The following is a 13,782-nucleotide window of genomic DNA, read 5'->3' as shown; positions in this document are numbered from 1 at the left end:
TTATGAGCATTTTTCGATAAAATTTCCCTTTTTCTAAAAAAGCGTCAATCACCGGCACTCTAGTTTAAGCCACTATATTATAAATACTCTGCCCCGCGCCTGAATAAGACTCATAAATGTGCTGATAGACTTCTTCACATTTACGCTGGTACTCTTCGGCGGAATAGCTTTCTGGTAGCCGGTCTAAAATATCCTCTATTGTTACTTTAACTGCTGCCTTTGATTGTTGCCGACGACGCCAATCTAGCACTAATTTTTCTCGTTTGAGGGTGTCTAATAATTCTTTGGCTACCTTCTTAACTTCCTGCTTTTTTTTCTCACTTAAAACAATATCTGCTTGAGTAAGCAAATCAAAAGTTGCCAATTCTTCCTCTTCTAAATTCTCTGATAGCGCCCGTTTATCTTCAAGGTTAATTTCTTTGGCAAACTCTACCAAATCTGCAAAAAATCCCTCGACGTTACAAGAATCGGCATTATATTGATTTATCATTTGCTCGAATTTATCCAGATAATCCAACCGGCCTTTATTAAGGCGTACCATTTGCGTTAACTTCTTGTTAATTACACCTTTTAGCTTCTCAATTTCTGTACGTTTGTAGCCTGTTTTAAACTTGGCTTTGAGGGCTTCAAAATCCATCTTACTGATATCAATAATTTGGTTAGATTCAGGAATAACATACTCTAAAGCCCCAATCGACTGATCCAAAATTTCCTCAATTGCTGCTTTTGCTTCGGAAATATCCACCGCTGGATTGAGTTTTTTGATTCGCCTGGTAATTTCGGCAAAATTCAATAAAATTTGATTAAACTCACCGGCAGCCGGATCAGGAAGAATGCCTTTATTGAGTTTGCTAACAGTTTGAGTTAATTCTAAATAACGTTGCTTTGATTCCTCAGATACCAAAATAGCCTCAACCGCCTTATCCCATAAGTGGGTACGGGTAAAGGCTTGATTGGCGGTTTGGATGTCGTCAAAATTGATGCCACGTTCGCTACAAAATTGTAGGGTTTCGGTGATTTTCTCTCTTAATTGTTCGACTAAGGCAGCTTTTGATTGCACCGGCGTGTCGCCTTCAGTAATACCACCACCGGATGCTGAACCATAAATTGCTAGGGCTTTTTGTAAGTCTCGGAATACGCCAATATAATCTATAATTAAGCCGTTTATTTTGTTTTTAAACACGCGATTTGCCCTAGCGATTGTTTGCATCAGGGTGTGGTTTCGCATCGGTTTATCTAGGTAAATAGTGGAACAACTAGGGGCATCAAATCCTGTCATCCACATCGCGCAGACAAAGACAATTCGCAGCGGGTGATTAGCATCTTTAAATTTTACATCTATTCCCGGTTTTTCTTTGGCGAGGCGTTGCCGGTGAGGTTTGATATCTAAATTTTTTTTCTTAAATGCTTCTACTTCATTTTGAGAAGAAGAAATCACTACCGCCATGTCGGTTTCTTCCATATATTTAATTTTTGGGCTTAGTTTTTCTGTTTGATTTGCGGTGGTTAATTGCTGTTTTAATTCGCTGAGATGTTGTTGCCAGTAATGCTGTACTTTGTCATACATTTTAACAGCGGTGAAGCGGTCGATAGAAACAACCATTGCTTTTCCCTGATAACCTCTTCCTAAAAAGTGGCTGACAATATCTTTGGCAATTTCTTCTAAGCGTTCCTCTCGCGCTATGAGGTGATATTCGCGGGAAAATTCCCTTTCTAATTTATTTTGTTGGGCTTCATCTAAATCAGCGGATTCGATAATTTCTGCAATTTCTTCGTTTAGGAAACTGTTGGTAAGTTCTAGTTGCGGGATGCGGTTTTCGTAGAAAAGGGGAACGGTTGCGCCGTCTTCGATGGATTGGCGGAAGTTGTAGATGCTGATATAATCGCCAAATTCTCGTCTGGTGGCTTCTTCTCCTGCTAATAAAGGTGTGCCGGTGAAGCCAATAAAACCGGCATTTGGTAATGCAATTCTCATGTTAGCGGCAAAGATATCATATTGTGAACGGTGGGCCTCATCTGCTATCACAATTACATCATTTCTATCGGAAAGTTCAGGGTATTTTTCGCCTTTTAAATTACGGAATTTTTGAATTAATGTGAATACATAACGGTGGTCTTCTGTCAAGAGTTGTTTGAGGTGTTCGCCACTGTTTGCCCTGACATTTTTTTCGGGTTCGGTGACGGCGCCGGTTTTGGCAAAGTTTTTATAAATTTGGGTGTCTAAATCGTCGCGGTCGGTGATAATCAGAAATGTCCAGTTACCGGGGATTGTGCGGTGGACTTTTTGCGAAAAGAACTGCATTGAAAAGCTTTTGCCGCTGCCTTGGGTGTGCCAGAATACCCCTAGTTTTCCTTGGTTTTGTTGGAGGTTTTCGACAGCTTCTATGGCGCTATTTACGCCGAAATATTGATGATTTTTGGCAATTAGTTTGATTAAGCCGCCTTGTTCTTCGCTAAATAAAATAAAGTTTTCGATGATATCTAAAAGTTTGGTTTTTTCGCAAGTACCTAGAATGATTGTTTCCAGGGAAATAATGCCGGTTTCTCCTTGGTTGTTAATTTGTTTCCACTCTGAGAAATATTCCCAAGTGGAGGTGATACTGCCTATTTTGCTGATGCTACCGTTGGAGAGGATAACGAGGCTGTTGTACCAGAAAAGTTGAGGGATTTCTTGTATGTAGTCGCAGAAGTTATTTTGATAGGCGATTTCGACTCGTTCTCTGGAGGCTTTGAGTTCAATAAAAACTAGGGGAATGCCGTTTACAAAGGCAATTAAATCAGGGCGGCGGGGGTTCATTTCGCCGCTGATCTTAAATTGGGAGGCGAGGAAAAAGTCATTGTTGCTGGGGTTTTTCCAGTCGATGACGGTGACTTTTTCAGTGATTTCTTCGCCGGCATCGTTGCGATAGGTGACTGTTATTCTGTCTTTGAGGAGATCATAAATTTCGCGGTTGGCATTAGCGAGGCTGAGGGCGCTTCTGTCGCTGATCAGTTGTTCGATGGCGAGGTTTATTGCTGATTTGGGGAGGTGGGGGTTGAGTTTTTCTAGGGCCGGTTGTAGTCTGGAAATTAGGATTACATCTTTTCTGGTTTCTCGGCCTAATTTGCTGGGGCCGTTAACCCATTCGTTGTAGCAGTTGGCTGTGGTGTAGCCGAGTTTTTCAAATAGGCTGATGGTTTGCAGTTCTAATGCTGTTTCTGAGTCGGGGTGGGGTGAAGTCATGCGGCTATTTCTCCGGTTTTGATGTCGAGGTTTTCTACGTCGATTTCGCCTGATATCAGTCTGGGTAAGAGTAAGTCGCGGGTTTTGCGGAGGTTGGCGTTTTTTTCTAAAAGCTTATTAAGCATTCTCCTAATTACAGAAATCTGTTCCTCAAATTTTTGACGTATATCATCAATAGGAATAACTAGGTTAATATCCGTAAGCACACCTGCACTTGCACTCTTTCTCGTTGTTCCTGTACAGGCTCCTGTTACATAATTCTGGTAACATTCTGATAAGAGAAAATAGAAAAGTAAATAAGGCGATAGTTTAGACGATGTGATTTTGAGTCGAATCAGATAAGAAGCAAAAACAGCATCTATTTGGTTTTCTACAATCCCTACTTTTCCTGGATCAGCCATACGAATTACCAACACGTCGCCAGCTTTTAACCGATACTTAGCATAGTCAGTATCATTGATAGGACAATAAGGTACTGAATCCCACTGAATATAGGATGTTTTGTTAATATCCATCCCTCGGACATACTTAGGCCCAACTTTATTTTTACTAGCGGATTCAGTATATCCATACTGTGTCTCTACTAATGCTGCGAGCTTTTTCACCTCCCAACCTTCAGGCACCGGCCCCAATTCTGAATCTACCATTCGCACCTGTTCGTGTCCAGGGAAGCGGAATTTGACGAACCACTCGCGGTAGAGTGATCGCGCCATCTCTTCTAATATCTCAATCCGCCGCGTGTTATTCTCAATTAGGTCATCATAAGCTGAGAGAATCGCAGCAATTTTACGCTGGGTTGGGAGAGGGGGAATTAAAAAATCAAAACTTTGTATTTTTTCAATGCTAAGATTATCCTGTGTCGTACCCCTAGAAATATTCTGCATATGCAGTTTGATTGTATCGATATAGTATTTAATAAAATGCACATCTGCTTTGTCAGGGTCAGCAACAAAACCCACAATACTGTCAGGGAAACAAGCTGTAATTTTTAAAATAGCAGTATCGGCAATATTAGCAGCTATCGTAATAAGAAGCGTTCCAGGTTCCCATAGCTTACTTTGAGCCAAGCCTTTATTATTGTAAGTTTGGCTATATTTAGAAATATATAAATCAGCCGATTTAACTTCGCCTGTCTGGATAAAAGGATATTTACCACCATATAAAGATGGGTCATTCCTAGGGCGGTGTTTAGATTTTCCTCTCCCCACGAATCCTAGCTCATCAAGCTTTTTATAACTCCAGCCAGGCTTGAGATTTTTATTCACAGTTTTTTCCCTCCAACAACATCATCACATTCTCAGCAATCTGTTCTTCCAACCCTCGCATCATACCTAATTAACTTTCCTTCTGAATTACCCTTTCCAATTGCTCAACCAGTGGCGCTAAATTATTAGTCACCGTATCCCAAACAATATCTAAATCGATTGAAAAATAAGCATGAGTTAACCGATTTCGCATCCCAACCATAACCGCCCAAGGAATCCCAGGATGTCTCGCCCTACATTCGGCGGAAATTCTCCCCGCCGCTTCACCAATAATTTCTAAATCTTTAACAACTGCCAACACCAACATCCTATCGCTAGATAAATTTTCTCTAGTCTTTCCAGACATAAAACCAAGAGCCTCCCTTGCTGCATCCTGCATATGGTGCAATCGAGTTAAATCATCAATTGCTGTCATACTGCACCACCGCCTCTGCCATTACTCTATCTCGAAAATAAACACTTAACTCATTAGGAGTCCTTAAATCAATCTTTCTCCCCTCTAGTAGCTCGGAAAGTTCCATTTCCATACTCACTATCTTAAAATAACCCGGAGTTTTACCCGCCTCAAACTCCACTAAAAAATCAATATCGCTCTCCGCTGTAAAATCATCCCTTAACACCGAACCAAATAATGACAATTTGCGGATATAGTGACGCCGGCAAAATTGGGCTATTTCTTCCTTGGGAATTGCGATTTGTAATTGTTTAGTTTTACTCATTCCTTATTCACCCTCCAATAACATCATCACATTCTCAGCAATTGTTTCTTCTAATTCCCTCGCCTCCGCATTTAAAATCTCCAATTCCTCATTCAACTCCTCCAACCGTTCAGCAAAATCAAAATCCTCCGCCTCTGACATTTGCTTTAAAAACGCTAAGTGAATTCATCATATCACCTCTGTTTTATTCCTCATCCGAGTCAGAAAACAGCGATTCTAAGTCCCGATATCCACTTACTACCCGCACAATTTCTACTCCATCCCCAATCACCCGATAAAGAATAATGTAACCCTCAAGAGGAACACCCCGTAACGACGGCTCAATGTCAGCATAGGAACGCCCGATATTGGGAAATTTTACCAAATTTTTGCATTTCTGCTCAAACCCACTCACAAACCGTTCGCCAGCCTTTAGACTCCGACTCAAGAAATAATCAGAAATCTCATCTAAATCCTGACTCGCTTCTGGAGAAATAATATAAAAACTCATCCTTGATTCTCACCGGCTTTTTTCAGTTTTTCCCGCAATCTGGAAATCACAACTTCCCCATCAATACCTTCTCCCCTATCAAGCTGTGCAATACCAACTGCTACTTTTTCCCTGGTTTCTTCCACCCATTTTTCATACTGCTTATCTCGTTCTTCAAGTAGCCGTAACGCCTCAACAATTACTTCATAAGCCGTTGCATACTTACCACTTTTGAGCTTTTCTTGAATCAACTGTTCTTCTTCGGATTTAAACGTGATATCCATCCTCTTAAACACTCCTAAATTTATTAATTTAATTGTACAAACGCATCAAAGATTCAATAATTGCGCCACATTCTCAGCAATCCTTTCTTCTAATTCCCTCGCCTCAACATTCAAAATTTCCAACTCCTCCAACCGTTCCGCAAAATTAAAATCCCTTCCCTCTAGCATTTTCTCTAAAAGCCGGCTCTTTTTTAGTTAGTTTTATTCTCTTAAATTGTCCACCAACTTCTTAAAAAGAGACACAGAAATAATAGTTGTACTTGTCAAATTTTCAGCTTCCGTAAAATCGTGATCGCCTGTAATTAAAAAATCAACTTCTCCAGCAATAGCACAAGCGATAAATTTGGCATCTTTGCGATCTCTGGGAAAATCAATTTCAACATTTACTTCTATCATAATTGTAGCACTATCGAGAATGTTAAACCATCTCTGTTGTTGCGATTCCGTTAACCTTAACCGACTACGACTTAAAACCTCCTTATATTCTTTGAGAATTTCTGCTGAGACCACCCATTCACAATCAGGACTTTCTACAACAAACAAAATAACTGCTTCTGGGTTTCTCCCAATCACCGCAGCAGAAACTAAAACATTAGTATCAATAACTATTCTCATAGTCCCTTTCGATAAGCCTCAATTTCTGCGGCTATCTCCTCTTCAGTCATGGGATTATTTGCGTGTAAAGCTTGCGTCTCCTTCAATAACTCTCGTAAATTCTCTGTTAAAGCTGCTTTTTGGTCATTTTCAACCAAAATAATTACCTCAACTCGTTGTCCAACCTTAAAAGGTAAATCAGATAAAACTACCTTTGAGGGATCTTCAATCGTCACATATTTTTTATAAGCAAACATAGATATTTTCTCCTGTATTTTGCGACTCAGAATAAGAGCTAATTTTCTCCTGCAAGCGGGCAAAAACTACCTCACCATCAGTCACTTGTCCTCTCGCGATTTGCTCAGTACCACTAGCAATTTTTAGCCTTAGTTCTTCTAAACGCTTCTGTTCGGAGGCGCGATTTTGCGCCTCTAGCAATTGCAATGCTTCACTAATTAACTGCTCAATACTGTTATATTTCCCCCCTTCTAGTTGCGATTTAACATATCTTTCTTGTTCGGTTGTTAAGGTTATATTCATTGTCTAAGGGTCTCCAAAAATATTTAAATTAATTGTAATCATACCTCAAAGATTCAAAATTTGCGCCACATTCTCAGCAATTGTTTCCTCCAACCCCCGCGCCTCAGCATTCAAAATTTCCAACTCCTCATTCAACTCTTCCAAAGATTCAGCAAAATCAAAATCCTCCGCCTCCTGACGTTCCGCCACCCCCACATAACGCCCAGGATTGAGACTCCAACCCTGCGCCTCAATCTCAGCCAATGTAGCTATTTTACACAACCCCGCCACATCCCTATAAACCTTATCTGGGAAAGCCTGAGTCAGCATTTCCGAACCACCAACCGTCAATTCTGCGTTTTCCCCTCGGTACAACCGCACAATATTTGCAATAAATTCTACCTGTGCATCGCTAAATTCCCGATGTGCTCTATCCACCTGCCGGTAAATATGCCGCGCATCAATAAACAATACCTTATCCTCGCCATCTCGTAGAGACGTTCCGCTGGAATGTCTTTTCCTTTTCCCCCTATCCAAAAACCACAAAGTACAAGGCAAAGTCACCGTATAAAAGAAATTAGAACCGATAGCAATCATTACATCCACCGCCCCCGTTTCTATCAACTGGCGGCGAATTTCCAACTCCGAACCCCGCGCATCCGACGCCGAGTTTGCCATCACAAACCCCGCCCGTCCGTTTTCATTCAAAACCGTATAAAATAGCTGAATCCAGAGATAATTTGCATTATCAGTAGTCGGCGCGCCAAAAGGATAATGAGGATCGCCCTTAATCTTATCTCTATCCACCCCATTAACATTAAACGGCGGATTCGCCATCACAAAATCAAACTTACCGATGCTGTCGTGGATATCTTGATAATAAGTATTACCTTCGCGGATATTTCGTAAACCAGAAACTCCGTGCACTGCCAAATTCATCTGACAGAGTTTTACAGTTCCATCTACCTTTTCCTGCCCGTAAACACTAATTAATTGATTCGGGTCAAATCCTAACTTATTTCTAACCCGAATAGCACTCTGTACCAGCATTCCACCGGCCCCACAAGCCGGATCTAAAATTCGCCCGTTATTCGGCTCTATCACCTCCACAATCAGCTTTACCAGCGAAATTGGAGTAAAAAACTCCCCGCCTTTTTGCCCTTCTTTCTGAGCAAAATTTCCCAGAAAATACTGATAAATTTCTCCAAAAGCATCTTCTGTAATTTTATCCCTAGGAATTCGGTTTAAGATTTTCAGCAATTCCCGCAAAATCGGTTTTTCTAGCCGGTTGTAATCTCGCGGTAAAGCACCGGCCAATTCCTCATTTTCGTCGGAAATAACTTTCATTGCCGCATTAATTGCCCCGCCAATATCCTCAGCTTCAGGAAGATTCAGCAAAGAATCAAAACGGGCAGATTCGGGTAAAAATAAAGCCCCTTTCGCCTGATAATCTTCTTTACCAACACTGCGCCGACGGCTACTTTTTCCCGCCAATTCTTGCTCTACCAAAGTAAATTTATAATCAGCATAAAGCAGAAAAATCAAGCCCAACACCGGCACAGAATATTCAGAAGGTTTTAGTTTAGAGTTGGCCCGCAGTTCGTCGGCTGCTTCCCAAAGGCGTTTTTCAATTTCGGTGTAGTTGGCCGGCATAAGTAAGTAATTATATTTATTCCAAAGTTTTCGCTTTATTGCTGGAATAATTATAGCTTTTTCTTCACCTAAAGTAAACAAGTTTTTTAGAAATAGGCTTTCTTTGTTTATCTCTCTTATAAAACCGAATTTCGGAGAAAAAGCCGAGTTTTCCCTAATATTTAAAACTCCAAAAACCAGCCATTTTTACCCAACCTTTCATTAACTTCTTCTTGCCATCCCCGCAAAATTTCTGGAAACTCCCGATGATGCAACCCACCCCGCCATAAAATCAACCCATCCTCACCCGTATCCTGATAATATCCCTTGCGACACCCCGCTTTTTTAAACCCATATTTCTCATACAAAGAAATCGCCGCTACATTAGAAACCCTAACCTCCAGCGTCGCCCTCTCCAACTTCCGCCCCAACGCAGATGTCATCAAACCCACCAGCATCGCTTGCCCTAACCCACAATTGCGATACTCTGGGTCAATAGCCAAAATCGTAATATGTGCTTCTTCCAAAATTGCCCACAGACAACCAATGCCGATCAGACGGGGGGGCGGGCAAGGGCGCACACCTTCAACAGACGATAAAAATAAACCTAGTAAGTCGCTACAGTCACTATCTAACTCTCGCTTGTAGCCTTCGGATGTCCATAAACCGCCAAAACACAGGCGATCCAACTCCAAAATAGCCGGCAAATTTTCTGCGGTGAGGGGTTTTAGTTCTATCAAGGAAATAGCAGCCAATTGTACACTAAAGAATAAGATGCTTTTTGAGCATCACTTTACCGAATAAAAATTATCTCTTAACCATGTCATCCACAACCATTGCCAACCCTCAAAATTCTGGGTGTCAGTATTTACCTGCAACGAATGACGGGGCAGAACGCTCTCCTAATCAATATCTCTTACCCCTCACGGCTAAGGTGAACCACAAAGAACACCTCGAAATCGGAGGTTGTGATGTGGCGGATCTGGTGGCGCGTTTTGGTTCTCCACTTTATATCTTAGATGAAGACTCGGTACGCGCTGCTGCTCGTCAATATCGAGAAGCCTTTAGGCGTTATTGGGCCGGCGACTCTCTCGTGTTGTATGCTTCAAAAGCATGGAGTTGTTTAGCCGTTTGTGCCATTGCCGGCTCTGAAGGTTTAGGCATTGATGTAGTGTCTGGTGGCGAACTCTATACCGCACTACAAGCCGGTGTGCCTGGTGATAAGCTTTATTTTCACGGGAATAATAAATCTTTGGAAGAGTTGCGCTTTGCTGTCGATAACGGCTGCACCATCATGGTTGATAATTGGCTGGAAATGTCTACTGTTGCGGCTATTTCTAAGGCAAAACCTCAGCCGGTTCGCATCATGTTACGCTTCACGCCGGGGATCGAGTGTCACACTCACGAATATATCCGCACCGGCCACCTCGACAGCAAGTTTGGTTTTGATCCTGATCAAGTTGAGCAGGTTTTTGATTATCTCCGTCAGCAGTCTAACGTTGATTGTGTCGGTTTACACGCCCACATCGGCTCACAAATTTTTGAACTCGAACCTCACCGCGATTTGGCCGGTGTTTTGGTAGGTTGGTATAAACTGGCGTTATCTTATGGGTTGCCGGTGGAACAGTTAAACGTCGGTGGTGGTTTGGGTATTCGCTACACCGAGTCTGATGATCCACCAAGTATTGATGCTTGGGTAAAAGTCATCTGTGAGGCGATGACAGAAGCTTGTAAGGCTCAGGATGTCCCTTTGCCCCGATTGTTGAGTGAGCCTGGCCGGTCTTTGATTGGCTCTGCTTGCGTGACGGCTTACACCATAGGCTCTCAAAAAGTTATCCCAGAAATTCGCACTTATTTAGCCGTTGATGGTGGAATGTCTGATAATCCCCGTCCTATCACTTATCAGTCAGTGTACCGGGCTGTGGTGGCAAATCGGATGAAAGATCCGCTTACCGAAACGGTGACGGTGGCTGGCAAACACTGCGAGTCTGGCGATATTTTGATTAAGAGTGCAAAATTGCCGAATTCTCAGCCTGGGGATATTTTAGTGGTAATGGCGACCGGTGCTTATAACTACAGCATGGCATCAAATTACAATCGTTTACCCCGACCGGCTGGGGTGGTGGTGAAGAATGGCGAAGCAAACATTATTTTGCAACGCGAAAATTATGTAGATTTGTTGCGCCATGATCGTTTGCCTGGCCGCTTGCTGCACCCGCACGTTTAATCTGTCGTTAGTCCTTTGTCATTAGTCCTTTGTATAAATGCCATTTTTTTTGCAATGACAAATGACTAATGACATGACAATAAATGACTATGGACAAATGACATGACACCAAATGACAATGGACTAGGGACAAATGACAAATGAAATTGAGTCCCAATTACGACCTTAACTGGACTCAAATCGCAGTGCGTCAGTTTATAGATATTTGGACGCAGTGGCTAAAAAGCCCTATTGATATTGGGCTAGTTTTGGCTTTGACTTATATGGTGCTGGTGATTATTGGCGAGAGGCGGACGCTGTGGATGGTTCGGGGATTGATTTTTTTGATGTTGGCTACGGCGATATCTAGTTCTTTGGAGTTGCGGCTTTTAAGTTTTGTCCTCGAAAAGTTGGTGGTTGGTTCGGCGGTGGCGATGGCTGTGATTTTGCAGTCAGAGTTTCGCCGGTTTTTGGAACAGTTGGGACGCGGGGAGTTAGGGGCGCTTTTTCAACCGGCCCGCACTGCTGTACCCAAGGCGGATACAGTGGTTGATGAGATTGTCGATGCGATCAAGGAGTTGTCCCAAAACCGCACCGGCGCTTTATTGATTTTGGAAACCGGTTTGCCGATTGATGAGCGCGATTTTTCGGTGCCCGGTGTACGATTAAATGCGGAAGTTTCTAAGGAATTGTTGCAAACTATTTTTCAAACTTCAACTTTATTACATGATGGAGCGGTTTTGATTCGCGGCTCGCGGATTTTGGCGGCGGGGGTAATTCTGCCTTTGTCTGATCGCACTGCGTCGCGCCAGTTGGGAACTCGCCACCGTGCGGCGATGGGAATTACGGAAAAAGTCGAAAATTGTATTTGTGTGGTTGTATCTGAAGAAACCGGCTCAATTTCCCTTGCGGAAAGAGGTGGTTTAAACCGGCCTCTGACGAGCAGTAAACTTAAGGAACTGCTGGAGGCTCGCTTTTCTCAATCTGTTGACCGCGAGGCTGTGGCCCCTAATTTACGCTTGTTGGGACGTTTAGGTTCCCGGCTTCTGGCACTTGTTTCGCGTTTACTGCGTCTTCCATCGTCGGCTTCTGGTGATAAAAAATGACTACAAAGCCCAGTATTTTAAAAGATTTACCTGCTGACCTTGACCGGGAACGGCTACCTAAGCACGTTGCCGTTATTATGGATGGTAATGGCCGGTGGGCCAAGCGTCAAGGGTTGCCCCGGATTGTGGGCCACCGGCGCGGGGTGGATGCGCTTAAAGATTTGTTGCGCTGTTGTCGGGATTGGGGTATTGAAGCGCTGACGGCTTATGCTTTTTCTACGGAAAATTGGGGCCGGCCTTTGGAAGAGGTCGATTTTTTGATGACTTTGTTTGAGCGGGTCTTGCGTCAAGAGTTACGGGAAATGATGGAGGAGGATGTCAAAATTAAGTTTGTCGGCAATTTGGACTCGCTGCCAAAAACGTTAAGGGCTGAGATTGACCGCTCGGTGGAGGCTACGCAAAATAATAGCGGCATTCAGTTTAGCGTTGCAACAAATTATGGAGGTCGGCAAGAAATTTTACAGGCGTGCCGGTCAATTGCTGCGATGGTACAGGATGGGAAGTTACAGCCAGATCAAATTGATGAGGGGTTGTTTGAAAAGCATTTATATACGGCGGGCATTTGTGACCCAGATTTACTGATTCGCACGTCTGGAGAAATGCGGATTAGTAATTTTTTGTTGTGGCAGGTCGCTTATGCGGAAATTTATATTACAGAGACAATGTGGCCAGATTTTGACCGGCAGGCTTTCCACGTTGCCTTAAGAGATTACCAGCAGCGTCAACGCCGGTTTGGTAAGGTTTAATTGGCGATGGGTGGGGGCCGGCAATTGCATCTCTTACAGATGCGCCACATCGCAGGCGGGACTCCTGCGCCACTGGGGGGCCGGTACTGTCACTCGGCCCGTCTGCCCGAACTCCCTACGGCCCAGAAAAAACGGCTTGTTCTACGTCTCTACGGCTGAGGGAATATTTGAAGGCTCGCACGATGTCTGAACCATCAGCACCGGCCTTGATGTAGCGGACGGTTAACTGGTCGATGTCGAGTATGATTTCAGCTTGCCACAAAGGACGTTCAACTCGCCAGCAATGCAGTTCTGTGCGGTCTTGTTGGCAGCCTAGGTTACTCAGCCATTTTTCGATTTCGGGTAAGGGGTGGTTGTATAACGGCGTTTCTGCGGGTGGGGTGGTCATGGAGTTTGGCATGGTTTACAAAAATTAGTTAAAGTTTTGCTTTTTATGGTTGACTTTTTTAAAGAAATGTGCTATGCAATTGACTTTTCTGCGGATTTTGAAAAATGATTTGGGCCGGTGGGTTGAGGCTGGCTGAGGCTGGGAGAGTGTCCCCTCGTGTGAGCCCAACAATGATGGCTAGGAATAAGCAGCCGATAAAGGTTAGGCACAATAGAAATAAGGCGAAGATTTCACCGGCAGACAGGGGCCGGTCGGTGGGGTCTAGGTAAGCAGAGTTTGATTGGTAGTGTTTGTTTTGTGGTTGGTGTAGCTGCGAAGGCGCAGAAACGGCTATGCGAGAATAGCGGATTTTTTCATCGTAAACCATCCGCCGCTCTGGGTTGCTTAGGGTGGCGTAGGCTTCGTTGATTTTTTGGAAATTTTCTTTGGCGGTTTCGGCTGGTAGCTCGGTTGTGTCTGGATGGTAGCGTTTGCTGAGTTCCCAATAGGCTCGCCGGATCTCGATGGAGGAGGCGGACGGATGCAACCCTAGCAGGCTGTAGTAGCTGTTTTGCTGGCTGTGTTCGAGCAGTTTTTGGTATTGGGTTTTTGCGGTGCCTCTATTTTGTGTCACTGAAGCTTACCGTGCTTA

General features: G+C 43.5%; 17 protein-coding genes and 1 pseudogene. 3 read left to right on the top strand and 15 right to left on the bottom strand.

Features of this window, described 5'->3' with window-relative positions; translation table 11 throughout:
* Positions 1-64: 64 nt before the first annotated feature.
* The 13 genes and pseudogenes from NG798_RS13070 to rimI all read right to left on the bottom strand — a co-directional run bounded on the left by NG798_RS13070 (position 65) and on the right by rimI (position 9,460).
* Complete coding sequence (locus NG798_RS13070; protein WP_261223394.1) at positions 65-3,223, bottom strand: type I restriction endonuclease subunit R; 3,159 nt, start codon at positions 3,221-3,223, stop codon at positions 65-67.
* A complete protein-coding gene (locus NG798_RS28005; protein WP_261223392.1) occupies positions 3,220-4,488 on the bottom strand; it encodes a restriction endonuclease subunit S in 1,269 nt (422 codons plus the stop codon). The genes NG798_RS13070 and NG798_RS28005 overlap by 4 nt, the downstream gene beginning before the upstream one ends.
* Before the next feature lie 70 nt (positions 4,489-4,558).
* Positions 4,559-4,903, bottom strand: coding sequence for a DUF86 domain-containing protein (locus NG798_RS13060; RefSeq protein ID WP_261223377.1), 345 nt, complete (start codon positions 4,901-4,903; stop codon positions 4,559-4,561).
* Positions 4,890-5,207: a nucleotidyltransferase family protein gene (locus NG798_RS13055; RefSeq protein WP_261223375.1), complete on the bottom strand. Its 318-nt coding sequence runs from the start codon at positions 5,205-5,207 to the stop codon at positions 4,890-4,892. Before NG798_RS13055 ends, NG798_RS13060 begins: the two co-directional genes overlap by 14 nt.
* Positions 5,208-5,210: 3 nt before the next feature.
* Complete coding sequence (locus tag NG798_RS13050) at positions 5,211-5,348, bottom strand: hypothetical protein (RefSeq protein ID WP_261223373.1); 138 nt, start codon at positions 5,346-5,348, stop codon at positions 5,211-5,213.
* 43 nt (positions 5,349-5,391) lie between these two features.
* A complete protein-coding gene (locus NG798_RS13045; protein ID WP_261223371.1) occupies positions 5,392-5,697 on the bottom strand; it encodes a type II toxin-antitoxin system RelE/ParE family toxin in 306 nt (101 codons plus the stop codon).
* Entirely contained in the window at positions 5,694-5,960 is a 267-nt protein-coding gene (locus NG798_RS13040; RefSeq protein ID WP_261223369.1) for a type II toxin-antitoxin system ParD family antitoxin, read from the bottom strand. The genes NG798_RS13045 and NG798_RS13040 overlap by 4 nt, the downstream gene beginning before the upstream one ends.
* A gap of 45 nt (positions 5,961-6,005) precedes the next feature.
* On the bottom strand, positions 6,006-6,128 hold the full coding sequence (locus tag NG798_RS13035; RefSeq protein ID WP_261223353.1) for a hypothetical protein: 123 nt from the start codon (positions 6,126-6,128) through the stop codon (positions 6,006-6,008).
* Positions 6,129-6,161: 33 nt separating this feature from the next.
* Positions 6,162-6,575: a putative toxin-antitoxin system toxin component, PIN family gene (locus NG798_RS13030; RefSeq protein ID WP_261223351.1), complete on the bottom strand. Its 414-nt coding sequence runs from the start codon at positions 6,573-6,575 to the stop codon at positions 6,162-6,164.
* Positions 6,572-6,811, bottom strand: a complete 240-nt coding sequence (locus NG798_RS13025; protein ID WP_261223348.1) for a hypothetical protein — start codon at positions 6,809-6,811, stop codon at positions 6,572-6,574. Before NG798_RS13025 ends, NG798_RS13030 begins: the two co-directional genes overlap by 4 nt.
* Positions 6,812-6,830: 19 nt before the next feature.
* A pseudogene (locus NG798_RS28165) lies at positions 6,831-6,896 on the bottom strand (type II toxin-antitoxin system ParD family antitoxin); the annotation flags it as partial.
* Positions 6,897-7,139: 243 nt separating this feature from the next.
* The gene (locus NG798_RS13015; RefSeq protein WP_261223344.1) at positions 7,140-8,807 is read right to left on the bottom strand and encodes a class I SAM-dependent DNA methyltransferase; all 1,668 of its coding nucleotides are present in this window, start codon (positions 8,805-8,807) and stop codon (positions 7,140-7,142) included.
* A gap of 80 nt (positions 8,808-8,887) precedes the next feature.
* Complete coding sequence (gene rimI, locus NG798_RS13010) at positions 8,888-9,460, bottom strand: ribosomal protein S18-alanine N-acetyltransferase (RefSeq protein WP_261223342.1); 573 nt, start codon at positions 9,458-9,460, stop codon at positions 8,888-8,890.
* 65 nt (positions 9,461-9,525) lie between these two features.
* On the opposite strand from rimI, the gene lysA reads away from it, so the two are divergent.
* The 3 genes from lysA (at position 9,526) to NG798_RS12995 (ending at position 12,763) form a co-directional block, all read left to right on the top strand.
* Complete coding sequence (gene lysA / locus NG798_RS13005; RefSeq protein WP_261223332.1) at positions 9,526-10,932, top strand: diaminopimelate decarboxylase; 1,407 nt, start codon at positions 9,526-9,528, stop codon at positions 10,930-10,932.
* Positions 10,933-11,072: 140 nt separating this feature from the next.
* On the top strand, positions 11,073-12,017 hold the full coding sequence (cdaA, locus tag NG798_RS13000; RefSeq protein ID WP_261223330.1) for a diadenylate cyclase CdaA: 945 nt from the start codon (positions 11,073-11,075) through the stop codon (positions 12,015-12,017).
* Positions 12,014-12,763, top strand: coding sequence for an isoprenyl transferase (locus NG798_RS12995; protein ID WP_261223328.1), 750 nt, complete (start codon positions 12,014-12,016; stop codon positions 12,761-12,763). The genes cdaA and NG798_RS12995 overlap by 4 nt, the downstream gene beginning before the upstream one ends.
* A gap of 115 nt (positions 12,764-12,878) precedes the next feature.
* Here the strand turns inward: NG798_RS12995 and NG798_RS12990 are convergent, their stop codons facing one another.
* Together NG798_RS12990 and NG798_RS12985 are read right to left on the bottom strand one after the other, a co-directional pair.
* On the bottom strand, positions 12,879-13,151 hold the full coding sequence (locus NG798_RS12990) for a DUF3143 domain-containing protein (RefSeq protein WP_261223320.1): 273 nt from the start codon (positions 13,149-13,151) through the stop codon (positions 12,879-12,881).
* A 58-nt stretch (positions 13,152-13,209) separates the two neighbouring features.
* Positions 13,210-13,764, bottom strand: coding sequence for a J domain-containing protein (locus tag NG798_RS12985; protein ID WP_261223318.1), 555 nt, complete (start codon positions 13,762-13,764; stop codon positions 13,210-13,212).
* Positions 13,765-13,782: the final 18 nt, after the last annotated feature.

The sequence above is a fragment of the Ancylothrix sp. D3o genome, from assembly GCF_025370775.1.
Classification (GTDB): domain Bacteria; phylum Cyanobacteriota; class Cyanobacteriia; order Cyanobacteriales; family Oscillatoriaceae; genus Ancylothrix.
Note: the sequence above shows the minus strand (reverse complement) of the source record. Positions and strands in the feature narration are given on the sequence as shown.